Below are 11,481 nucleotides of genomic sequence, written 5' to 3' on the forward strand. Positions count from 1 at the left end.
CCGGTCAGGCGCAGGACGTCGCAGACGGCCTTGTCCTGGGCGAGGTATTCGCAGAATTCGCTGATGCCGCCGTCGTAGCGGAAGGTCTCCTCGGTGGGGTCCTGGCCGTCCGGGCTGCGCTCGTCGCGGACGATCAGGGTCAGGCCCGGGACCAGGAAGGCGGTCTGGCGGGCGCGGGCGTGCAGGGTCTCCAGGGACAGCTTGGCGTCCTTGAGGAAGATCTGGCGGTCCGCCCAGTACCGCACCCGCGTCCCCGTACGGGTCTTGGGGATGCGCTTGCCCTTGAGCAGGCCGTTGGCCGGATCGAAGGGGGCGTCGGGGCCGGACTCGGTGAAGATGCCGGGCACGCCGCGCCGGAAGCTGATCGAGTGGGTCTTGCTGTTGCGGTCCACCTCGACGTCCAGCCGGGCGGACAGCGCGTTGACCACGGACGCGCCGACACCGTGCAGACCGCCGGAGGCCGCATACGAGCCGCCGCCGAACGACAGGCCGGTCTTGGGCTCCACGTCGACCGGGATGCCGCGGCCGTTGTCGCGGACCTCCACCGAGCCGTCGTCGTGGAGGATCACCTCGATACGGTCGCAGTAGCCGCCCAGGGCCTCGTCGACCGAGTTGTCGATGATCTCCCACAGGCAGTGCATCAGACCGCGGCTCCGCGCGGTGTAGTTGGAACCGTCCCGGTCTGCCCCGGTCAGCACTGCGGTGGACGGCACGGACATCTCGGCGGTCACGCGGTTCGCTCCTCGCTGAATTACTGGTGGTCCGCATTCCGCGGACCCGGTCGTGGCGGTGTCGCCGGTCAGAGCGTACCGAGGCCCGGTAGAGCCGAAGTGACGCCACCCGTGACGATGTCCATGGTAGTAGACTTTCGCTCACGTGTTCGATCCCTCGATGGGGTGAGAGCGCCGTGACGCGCACATCACGTTCCCTTCGAGGCATGAACCATTTAGGCTCCGGGCACGTCCTCTTGAACAACCGGCAAGCCAGCCGGGAGGACAAAGCCCAGCAACCAACGTGAATCAGACCACCACGCAATACGGCTCATTCGCCGCCACCCGGCAACACCCGGCGTCCTTGGAAAAATTTTTTCAGGGAATAGGCACGAGCGGGAACGTTTTCGGCCTGGTTGGATGTTGACCCTGGTACGACAGCTCGTCGAGCTAGAGAAGAGGCGACGTGACTACTGTTCTGACCCCCGCGAGCCCGCTGACGGCCGCTGACCGCTGCGACCGCTGCGGCGCCCAGGCATACCTGCGCGTCGTTCTGATGTCCGGCGGCGAACTGCTCTTCTGCGCCCACCACGGCCGCAAGTTCGAGCCAGAACTCAAGAAGATCGCCGCGGAAATACAGGACGAGACGGAGCGGCTCACCGCCTCTCCCGCGTCTGCTTCCGATGAGGAACGCTGACACATCGCATCCGACGACGAGCGAGCAGCGGCCTAGGGCCGTGCGGCGGGCGGTTTCCCGGCACCACCGGGAAGCCGCCCGCACTCGTCTGCTCCCGCGGCCCTCGCACCCGCGTTACGGAGGTGCCCTCAAGCGCCTCCTGTGACGCCCTGGAGCCCCTGGGCCAACCGTCCCGGCCCCTTCGGTCCACCCGCCCGCGCCACGGCGCTCAGCCGGCGCCATGGGCGGCCACCTGCTTCATCATCGCCGAGATGCGCGTATAGACACCCGGCTTGGCCGCCTTTCCGCATCCGGTCCCCCAGGACACCAGCCCGATCAGCCGCCCGTGCGCCACCAGCGGCCCGCCGCTGTCCCCCTGGCAGGCGTCCCGGCCGCCCTGCGGCGTTCCCGCGCACAGCATGGAATCGGCCAAATACCGCCCGTCCGCATTGCCCGGGTACGCCCTGCTACAGGTCGCGTTCGAGTACACCTGGACCTGCGCCGACCGGAGCGTGGCCGCGTACGTACCGTTACCGGTCGTGTCACCCCACCCGTACACATTCGCCTTCGCACCGGCCCGGTACCCGGCGTCGCCGGCCTTGGCCATCGGCAGGGCCCGGCCCTTCGGCATCTGCTTGGCGAGCGTGAGCACGGCGATGTCACCGGCGTTGCTGTAGCTGTCGTACGTCGGATTCACCCAGACCCGCCGCGGCACGAGTTCCTGCCCGCCACGGCCTCGCATGTCCTCGCGCCCCACGATGATGCGCAGGTCCTTGACCTGCTGCCACTCCACGCCCAGCACCGCGCGGCTCAGGCAGTGCGCCGCCGTCACCACCGTCGCCCGGCCGACCAGCACACCACCGCAGAACTGGCCCGAGCGGTCGTTGCCGAAGCGCGAGCGCGAGCTGATCGCGACCATCCACGGATGGTCGGAGACCTTCACCGGCCGGCCTCCCACCACCGACTCGTCCGCCCGCGCGGTGACCGGCACGGCGAGGACGAGGGCGAGTGCCCCGAGGGCGGCCCGGACGAAAGCACGCATACACGCTCCTGACTGTGCGGAAGTGTTCGCACACCCAGGGTGAGCCAGTCAGGCGCATCGCGCACCCGGACACACCGCGGGCCCGGCCCTCCCTGGGGAGGGCCGGGCCCGCGGCGCACTCATACGGCCGTCCGGAGCCGCAGCACCGGATATCAGTCCAGGTAGTCGCGCAGGACCTGCGAGCGCGACGGGTGGCGCAGCTTCGACATCGTCTTGGACTCGATCTGGCGGATGCGCTCACGCGTGACGCCGTAGACCTTGCCGATCTCGTCCAGCGTCTTGGGCTGGCCGTCGGTGAGGCCGAAGCGCATGGAGACCACGCCGGCCTCGCGCTCGCTGAGCGTGTCCAGGACCGAGTGCAGCTGCTCCTGCAGAAGCGTGAAGCTGACCGCGTCGGCCGGCACGACCGCCTCGGAGTCCTCGATCAGGTCACCGAACTCGCTGTCGCCGTCCTCGCCCAGCGGGGTGTGCAGCGAGATCGGCTCACGGCCGTACTTCTGGACCTCGATGACCTTCTCGGGGGTCATGTCCAGTTCCTTGGCCAGCTCCTCCGGGGTGGGCTCGCGGCCCAGGTCCTGGAGCATCTGGCGCTGCACACGGGCCAGCTTGTTGATGACCTCGACCATGTGGACGGGGATACGGATCGTCCGGGCCTGGTCGGCCATGGCGCGGGTGATGGCCTGGCGGATCCACCACGTCGCGTACGTGGAGAACTTGTAACCCTTGGTGTAGTCGAACTTCTCGACCGCACGGATCAGACCGAGGTTGCCCTCCTGGATCAGGTCCAGGAAGAGCATGCCGCGGCCGGTGTAGCGCTTGGCCAGCGACACGACCAGGCGGAGGTTGGCCTCCAGCAGGTGGTTCTTGGCGCGGCGGCCGTCCTCGGCGATGATCTCCAGCTCGCGCTTCAGCTTCGGCGCCAGCTTGTCGGAGTTGGCCAGCTTGTCCTCGGCGAACAGACCGGCCTCGATGCGCTTGGCGAGTTCGACCTCCTGCTCGGCGTTGAGCAGCGGGACCTTGCCGATCTGCTTGAGGTAGTCCTTGACCGGGTCGGCGGTGGCGCCGGCCGCGGCGACCTGCTGCGCGGGGGCGTCGTCCTCGTCGTCGTCGGACAGCACGAAGCCGGCGTTCTCGGCGCCCTCGGGCACCTCGGCGGCCTCGCCCTTGCCGGCGGGCGCCGCCTCCTCGATCGGCTCGTCCTCGAGAAGGTCGTCGACGTCCTTCTTGGCGGCGGTCTTCTTCGCCACGGTCTTCTTGGCGGCGGTCTTCTTCGCGACCGTCTTCTTGGCGGCGGCCTTCTTGGCCACCGTCTTCTTCTCGGGCCCGCCCTCGGCCTCGCCGTACGACGTGTCGCCCAGCGGGGCGGCCGCGGTGGTGGCCTTCTTCACCGTGGCGGTCTTGGCCGCGACGGTCTTGGTGGCGGTGCGCTTCGCCGGACTCTTCGCTGCGACGCTCTTGCGGGTGCGCTTGGGCGCCTCTGCGGCACTGACCATCAGCGTCACACCCTCCTCGTCGAGGATCTGGTTGAGGCTGCGCAGAACGTTCTTCCACTGGGTTGGCGGAATCTGGTCAGCCTCGAAGGCCCGACGCACGTCATCGCCGGCGATCTGCCCATCAGCCTTTCCCCGCTCGATGAGCGCCATCACTGACTCGGACTCGGCGATCTCCGGCGGGAGCGTACGGGATGTGCTGGCCGACACGAACAACCTCTCGGAACGATGGGAACGGCTTCCGACCCCGTCCACGGTGGATCGGAGCCGACGACCGCCGGCGGGAATGGACCGACGGCGCGGGGGAAGCCGGGGAGTTGAACAGCGCCGAAAGCGCCGCTCGCATTCCCTCCTCGGCTATCACCTCTTTAGTCATCGCGCCTCCCCGGCGAGCGTTACGCCCAATCTGCGTGGCCCGAGTCACACCGCATAACGGAACATTCCCCCCTCTACGGGGCGCAATCCTCCCAAGCAAACGCCGGGCCCGGATCACGCTTCCGGGCCCGGCGGCCTGGCGTACATCGGCTCACTCGACGCCGCTCGCCCGCGGCGGCGCACTGCCACGGGCAATACCCGCGCCGGTGTGCTCCGGCGGCGTCCGCACGCCCTGTGCGCCCCCATGCACTCCGTGCGCCTGGCATCCGCTTCCCGCGCCCCGGGCGGACCGCACGTTTTCAGACGTTCTGCCCCGTGCGGGCGCGCCACCCGTCCTGTACGGGCGCGCGCTTCTCAGCCGGCTCTCCCCGGCCGTACGGCCCCTCCACCGGGCGCGGCCCTCGGCGGCACCGGGCTCTCAGTGCTCGCGGGGCGGCGGGACGGTGTGGTCCCCGGCGCCGCCGGCTCCCTGGCCGCCGGTCTCGCCGTGGGCGGCCAGGAGGGTCCGCATCGCGGCCTCGGCGCCCGCGGCGTCGCCGGCGCCGATCGCGTCGACGATCCGCATGTGCTGGCCGACGGTCTTCTCCGCGGGGCGCTCGCAGCCGCCGGACGGGCCGCCCGAGACGTGCAGGGCGGAGGTGACGATGCCGGAGAGGTGCTCCAGCATGCGGTTGCCGGCGAGCTGGAGCAGCAGGGTGTGGAACTCGGAGTCGGCGCGGGCGAAGGTCAGCCCGTCGCCCTGGGCCGCGGCGTGCCCCATGATCTCGACCATGTCGGCGAGGCGCTGCTGGATGTCGTCGCGGCCGTGGCCCGCGGCGAGCCGGGCGGCGAGGGGCTCGATGGTCCAGCGCAGCTCGGACAGTTCCCGGCGCTGGTCGTCGCGCTGCGGACCGTACGCCCGCCACTCGATGATGTCGGGATCGAGCAGGTTCCAGTCGCTGACCGGGCGTACCCGGGTGCCGACGTTCGGGCGGGCGCTGACCAGGCCCTTGGCCTCCAGGACGCGCAGGGACTCGCGGACGACGGTGCGGGAGACCTCGAAGCGCTGGCCGATCTCCTCGGGCACGAGCGGACGGTCGGCGCCGAGATCGCCGGAGACGATCATCTGGCCGAGCTGCTGGACGAGTTGGCCGTGCAGTCCACGGCCGCGGTTGCCCGCCGCGCGGCGGCCGGCCCGAGCCATGTCCGCATCGGTCCCGTCCCAGACGGGCGGCACGCGGTCGGCCCGCTCGGCGCCCGGCGCGTGGGCGACCCCGCCGGCGCCGGGTGCGCCCGCGGCGTGGGCGTAGGAGTAGCGGTCAAGCTCGCCCGGACCGGCGAGGCCGGAGTCGGCGGGGCGAGCCGCGGTCATCATGGTGTGCGCAAGGGTACTCACGCATCATTTGTCGGCGACGCCCCGGGACCCCTTGAGGTCTTTGGTGAAAAGCACACGAAAGGGTGATCGCCCATCCTTCCCCAATTGACGCTTTATCGGAAAGAAAGGTGCTCCCCTCGGGAGGGTGTCGGCCGTGGCCGCGCGAGCGGTGCCGGGCGTGGTCAGCGGGCCCGCTTGCGCAGGGCGGTCAGGGCGTAGGCGAAGACCAGTGCGGCGAGCGACAACGTGAGCGCCCCGCCCACCGGTTGGGCCGCCAGCCGCAGCGCCGTACCGACCGCCTGGTCGAAGCCGGACGGCCACTGCATGAGCGCCGCCGACCGCAGCCGCGCGGGGACCCCGACCAGCGGCCGGGCGGCCGGCGTCTCCAACGCCCGCTGCACGAGCGGCATGACGAGTACCGGTACGGCGAGCACCGCCGCCAGCCCCATCGCGGTGGACCGGAAGACACCGGCCGCCAGGACGCCCGCCCACGCACAGCCGACCATGAGGGCCGTCCAACTGACGGCCAGCACCTTCCAGTCGCCCCCCTGGGGCAGCCCGGCGGCACCGTACAGGCCGCGCACCAGGGCGCCGTCGAGCAGCAGCGTCCCGACCGCGAGCAGCGCCGCTGCCGCGCCGCTGACCAGCAGCTTCGCGGCGAGCAGGCCGAGGCGGCGGGGCACGGTGCCCTGCTCGGGCGAGAGGGCCGGGTAGCGGAACTCCTGACCGAAGGAGAGCGCCCCGATCAGCCCGGCGGCGAGCGCGGCCGGAGGGAACGGAAGTTGACGCGGCCACCCGGTGAGGACGTGCACCCGGGGGGGGTCACCGGCGCGGGTCAGGACCAGCGCGAAGACCAGGGCGAGGGCCAGCGAGAGGACGGCGACGACCATGCCCGCCGGGTCGGTCGCCGCCCGGCGGAGCTCGTACCGCAACGGCCACTCCGGCCCACGGCCGGCGAGCCGCAGACTCACGAGCTGCCGGGCGGCGGCTTCCGGGGAAGCGGGGGCCGGGCCGGGAGCGCCGGGAGAGAGGGAGGTGCGGAGGGGCTTCAGGGGCTTGAAGGTGGAGGGGTGGGCGGGGGCGTGGGGGCTGGTGGTGCTGGTGGTATTGGCGGTGCTGCTGGTAGTGGTGCTGGTGGAACTCTGGGGGGAGGGCTGGGTGGGGTCGAGTGGTGGAGTGGGGTTGACGAATTGGGTTGGGGTGGGGGGTGGCTGAGTGGTGGCTGGAGGGTCCGGGGTGAGGTCGGTGATGACCGCGGCCTCAGGATCAGGCGCGGTCGGGGTCTCGGGGTTGTGGGGGTCTGCGGCGGCGTCCGGGCCGACTGCCGATGGGAGTGCTGCCGATGGGAGTGCGGCAGTCCCGCTCAGGGTTTCGCTGGGAGTCGTCCTGCTGAAAGTCCTGATGAGGGCAACGTCCGTGTCGGCAGTGGCGGTCGCAGGTGCCGAGACAACGGGCACGGCGGTCTCGTCGCTCGTGCTCACAGCATGGTCTGGGGCGTCCTGCCCCGCGCGGGCGGCGGCACTTCGGGCACGTCCGTCGGCGCGCGTGAGCGGGGCGATCGGCCCGGTGTCCCCCACCTCGTCGGCGAGCCGGTGTACGAGGATGCCGTGCCGGAACGCCGTGTCCCCCACGGCCGCGCAGCTGCTCCCGTAGACGGCGATACGGCTGCCGCTCTCCCGTACGACTTCGACCGCGCGGCAGGTGCTGGGGTCCGCTCCCGGACGGGCCCGCTGCGACTCGTCCACGAGCAGCGACGCGAGCCGGTCGGCGTGCGGCGAGCGGACGACGACGCGGGGACGCAACCGGGTGCGGGCGAAGTCGGCCGCACTCTGGTCCGCCACCAGCCTGCCTTCCTCGATGGTGACGACCCGGTGGCCGAGCCGGGCGGCCGCCCGCGCGTCGCCGGAGGTGACCAGTACGGTTCCGCCCTGCGCCGCGTAACCCTGCAGCAGCCCGTGCAGCCACGCCGCCTCGCGTGGGGACACGTCGCGGGAGGGCTCGTCGAGGAGGAGGGTGTGCGGGTCGCCGAGCAGGGCCGCTGCCAGGCCCAGCCTGCGGTCCATGCCCCGCGAGAACGCGCCGAGCTTCTCGTCGGCCAGGCCGCTGAGGCCGACGACGTCCAGTACGTCATCAGCGCGCGACGCCGGCACTCCGGCCGCGGCGGTGAGCATGCGCAGGTGCCCGCGCGCCGTACGGCCGGGGTGGCCGGGCACGTCTCCGAAGACCACACCGATCTCGCGGGCCGGATTCGGTACGCGGTGCAGCGGACGGCCACGGAAGAGCGCGACGCCACGGCCGCCCTCCAGCTGGAGCATGAGCCGCAGGGCGGTGGTCTTGCCTGCCCTTGCGGCGCCGAGCAGGACGGTGATCCGGCCGGCGGGGGCCTCGAAGCTCAGATCGTCGACGGCGGGGCGCCGCCCGTCGCGGGAACCGCCGGTCAGCCCGATGGCCTGGATCATCTCGGCCCCCACGGGGTGCGGGACCTTACGGGAACGGCGGGAAGCAGGAGGTGGGGACTCACTCGGCCACGGTAACGCCGCGTGTCCGATTTGCCGGTAATGCGCCTCGGTTGGCCGTCATGCGTGTCACGTGGTGGGGGTGTGGGGGGCTGGAAGGCTCACCGCCCCGAGACACGCACGGCACCGTTCGGCATCGTTCAGCCTTCCCCCGTCCAACCGCGCCCCCGCCCGGCCGCGCCCCGCTCCTCAGACCTCCGGGCGCAGCATCGGCGGGTTGAGCAGCGTGGCGCCACCGGCCCTGAACAGCTGGGCCGGGCGGCCGCCCTGACGGGTCGTCGTCCCGCCGGTGGGTACCAGGAAGCCCGGTGTGCCGGTCACCTTGCGGTGGAAGTTGCGGGGGTCCAGCGCCACGCCCCACACCGCTTCGTAGACCCTGCGCAGCTCCCCGACGGTGAACTCCTGCGGGCAGAAGGCGGTGGCGAGCGAGGAGTACTCGATCTTCGAGCGGGCCCGTTCCACGCCGTCCGCGAGGATGCGCGCGTGGTCGAAGGCGAGCGGGGCCGACTGCTCGCCCTCGCGGCCGAGGCCGCCGTCCTGCTCCAGCAGTGTCTCCACCGGGGCCCAGCGCGCGCTGTGGGCGTCGCCGCCCGCCGTCGGGGCGGGAAGGTCGGGCGCGAGCACCAGGTGGGCGACGCTGACCACGCGCATACGGGGGTCGCGCTTGGGGTCGCCGTACGTGGCGAGCTGTTCCAGATGCGCCCCGTAGGGCGGCGGGGGGCCTGCCGGGCAGTGGGCGTGCAGTCCGGTCTCCTCGGCCAGTTCCCGGGCGGCGGCCGCCTCCAGGTCCTCGTCGATCCGTACGAAGCCGCCCGGCAGGGCCCAGCGTCCCTGGAACGGCGGCTCGCCCCGGCGCACGGCCAACGCGCACAGCGCGTGCCTCCGCACGGTGAGCACCACCAGATCGACGGTAACGGCGAACGGGGGGAAGGCCGACGGGTCGTAGGGAGGCATGGCGCGATCATAGTCGTCCGCCTGACGATAATCAGGCCCCGGCGCACCTCACGCCCCCAGTTGCAAGCCATTCGCGGCCTCCTCCACCAGTCCCAGACCGAGCCTGCTGATCCGTACGGCGAACGGCTGCCCGGCGACGCTGAGCCCGGTGAACTGCATGGCGCCGAGCGGCGCGCCACCCACCGGCCGGACCGCCACGGTCCCCGCGGGCACGTCCGGACGCACTCCGGCCAGAGCGGTCAGCGCGTGCACCGCGCCCGCGGCGGCCACGGCCGCCGGGTGGCAGGCTGCGGGGTGCGGCACGGGGGCTCCGTCGCGGGTGCGCTGTTCACCCGCGTACATCTCCGGGAGCCGGTAGTCGAAGCTCTGCGCCGCGTCGAGGAGCCCGCGGACCAGGGAGCCGGCCTCCTTCTCATGACCGGCGGTGGCCAGGCCGACGGCGGCGACGGCCGTCTCGTGGATCCGCACGGCACCGCTGCGATGGCCGAACGGGTTGTAGCCGCTCTCCTTGGCCCCGAGTCCCCGCAGTCCCCAGCCGGAATCCATGGCCGGGCTGCCCAGCAGTCGTGCGAGCCGTTCCGTACGTGCCGGATCGAGCAGGCCCACGGCCGACCGGCCGCCGCCGAGCAGGCCGGTGTCCAGGAGGTGGGCGGCGGTGGAACCGAGGTGCGGCAGCAGGCGCCCGCCGGAGGTGCGCAGCGCGGCCGGGCTGCCGCCGCTGCGGCTCTCGATCCAGAACTCCTCCCGGAACCTCGCCCGCAGACCCGCCGCCCACTCGCGCAGCTCCGACGCCCCGGGTCTCCCGCAGCTGTCGAGGAGGTCCGCCCCCAGGAGCGCGGCCCGGTGCGCGTGTGCCTGTGTGGCGCAGCGGTACGGACCTCCGGGAGCGGGGTCGGGGACGTAGCCACTGCCTCCGCTCAGGGCTCCGTCACCCGACACGTCCCCCTGGCCGACGGCGGTGTGCAGCCATCTCAGGCAGCGCTCCGCCGCCGGGAGCAGTTGTTCGGTCTCGCGCTCGGGCAGTCCCCAGCGGCGGGCTTCGGCGAGGACCGTGGGGAACAACAGCGTCGCCTCGACGCCCGTACAGCTGGGTGGCGCGTACGGTCCCGCGTCCCGAAGGCCGCCCGGAATTCGGCCGGATTCCGCCCCTGGGCCGTCGAGTTGGAGGCGCGCGAGCGTGCGCAGGGTGTGCCCCGCGAGCCGGGTCCCCAGGGGCAGCAGCATGCGGGCTGCCCAGAGAGCCTCGGCCGGCGAGAGACCGCAGCGCCACGGGACTCCGCCCGCGAGGTACATGTCCGTAGGGGCGCCGGGGCCGCGCATCAGCAGCCCGCGCAGATCGTCGAGACAGGTGGCCAGCAGCGCGTCGGCCCGTGGGTCGTCGCACTGGAGCCGCGCGGCCGACCAGGGCCGGGGCGGCTGCTCAGCGCCGCGCGTGGCCGGGAGCGACGGGGTCGACCCGCCGGCGGGAGCCCCCGCGGTCGCGTGCTCCAGCCGGACGCGTACCTCGATGGTGTGGTGTCCGCCGGGCGGCAGGTCCAGTTCCCAGCAGAGGAGTCCGGCCGAGGCCATGACGTCGGAGGGCGCCGGGGTGGCGGCGACCACCGCGTGTGCTCCCGCGGCGGACCACCGCAGGCCCGAGCCGTGGACGCTGGCGGGCAGCTCGGGGCCCGCGACGCCGACGGCGATCGCGCCCAGCTCGGCGAGGTCCGTGCCCAGCCGCAGCTCCACGGGCAGCCGCACCCGGCGTGGTGCGCTGCTGTGGAACGTGATCTGCTCGACGCCGTCGGCGCTCCGCAGCCGTTCGAAACGGACCTCCGGGTCGGGGCCGCGGTCGACGGCCGTACGGACCGTTCCGACGAACCGCGCGCGGTCCGCGGCCAGCAACCTCCCCTGCACCACCACGGGTTCGGCGCCTCCCGCGCGCAGCTCGCACCGTGACAGGACGCGGCGCCCGACGCGGTAGAAGCCGTCCGTCCCCCGGCCGGTGAGCTGGCCCCGCTCGGAGGAGATGGCCAGGGCCGGCAGGGCGACGCAGATCAGGGTCCCGTGGACGGGCTGCGGTTCCGGGGGCCGGGGCGGCATCCCGGATCGGTGATCGCGGGATGCCCGGCGGGCCGGCTGAGTGGTGGGGACCATGCCTGACACTCTCTGCGCTCCCTGCTGGGGTCTGGGCTCCAAACGGACTGCGCCACAGAGCTGAACGGCGCGGCCGGCGCCCAGGTCACGCCGGCACCGCGGCACCGGCGGGCTCACGGCCGGCTCCGGTCACCGTTGCGGCTCGTCCGGCGCCCGGCCCGGCCGGTACCCGTACGGGAGGCCGGGCGCGTGGTGCCGCGCGGTCCGCCGGGGCGGTCGGCGCCGCCG

The 11,481-nt window shown here is 72.7% G+C and carries 8 protein-coding genes; 1 reads left to right on the forward strand and 7 read right to left on the reverse strand.

Going from position 1 to position 11,481, the window contains the following annotated elements:
• Positions 1-731, reverse strand: a 731-nt coding sequence (locus IH45_RS0141330) for an ATP-binding protein (protein WP_030681792.1), incomplete at its 3' end; no start/stop codon positions are given.
• A 445-nt stretch (positions 732-1,176) separates the two neighbouring features.
• Here IH45_RS0141330 and IH45_RS0141335 point away from each other — a divergent pair.
• On the forward strand, positions 1,177-1,407 hold the full coding sequence (locus IH45_RS0141335) for a DUF7455 domain-containing protein (protein WP_003981845.1): 231 nt from the start codon (positions 1,177-1,179) through the stop codon (positions 1,405-1,407).
• A gap of 208 nt (positions 1,408-1,615) precedes the next feature.
• Here IH45_RS0141335 and IH45_RS0141340 read toward each other — a convergent pair whose 3' ends face one another.
• The 6 genes from IH45_RS0141340 to IH45_RS0141365 form a co-directional block, all read right to left on the reverse strand.
• Complete coding sequence (locus IH45_RS0141340; RefSeq protein WP_030681797.1) at positions 1,616-2,428, reverse strand: S1 family serine peptidase; 813 nt, start codon at positions 2,426-2,428, stop codon at positions 1,616-1,618.
• A 152-nt stretch (positions 2,429-2,580) separates the two neighbouring features.
• Entirely contained in the window at positions 2,581-4,134 is a 1,554-nt protein-coding gene (locus IH45_RS0141345) for an RNA polymerase sigma factor (RefSeq protein WP_030681800.1), read from the reverse strand.
• 577 nt (positions 4,135-4,711) lie between these two features.
• The gene (locus IH45_RS0141350) at positions 4,712-5,668 is read right to left on the reverse strand and encodes a FadR/GntR family transcriptional regulator (protein WP_234440881.1); all 957 of its coding nucleotides are present in this window, start codon (positions 5,666-5,668) and stop codon (positions 4,712-4,714) included.
• Positions 5,669-5,829: 161 nt separating this feature from the next.
• The gene (locus IH45_RS0141355) at positions 5,830-8,106 is read right to left on the reverse strand and encodes an ATP-binding cassette domain-containing protein (protein WP_030681805.1); all 2,277 of its coding nucleotides are present in this window, start codon (positions 8,104-8,106) and stop codon (positions 5,830-5,832) included.
• A gap of 246 nt (positions 8,107-8,352) precedes the next feature.
• On the reverse strand, positions 8,353-9,117 hold the full coding sequence (locus tag IH45_RS0141360) for an NUDIX hydrolase (RefSeq protein ID WP_030681806.1): 765 nt from the start codon (positions 9,115-9,117) through the stop codon (positions 8,353-8,355).
• Between the two features lie 48 nt (positions 9,118-9,165).
• Positions 9,166-11,199, reverse strand: coding sequence for a glycogen debranching N-terminal domain-containing protein (locus IH45_RS0141365; protein WP_030681808.1), 2,034 nt, complete (start codon positions 11,197-11,199; stop codon positions 9,166-9,168).
• Positions 11,200-11,481: the final 282 nt, after the last annotated feature.

The sequence above is a fragment of the Streptomyces rimosus subsp. rimosus genome, from assembly GCF_000720725.1.
Lineage (GTDB): Bacteria > Actinomycetota > Actinomycetes > Streptomycetales > Streptomycetaceae > Streptomyces > Streptomyces rimosus_A.

Coding starts and splice junctions, on each gene's coding strand:
- IH45_RS0141355 (WP_030681805.1), bottom strand. CDS start 8,106: ATGATCCAGGCCATCGGGCTGACCGGCGGTTCCCGCGACGGGCGGCGC.
- IH45_RS0141365 (WP_030681808.1), bottom strand. CDS start 11,199: ATGCCGCCCCGGCCCCCGGAACCGCAGCCCGTCCACGGGACCCTGATC.
- IH45_RS0141360 (WP_030681806.1), bottom strand. CDS start 9,117: ATGCCTCCCTACGACCCGTCGGCCTTCCCCCCGTTCGCCGTTACCGTC.
- IH45_RS0141340 (WP_030681797.1), bottom strand. CDS start 2,428: ATGCGTGCTTTCGTCCGGGCCGCCCTCGGGGCACTCGCCCTCGTCCTC.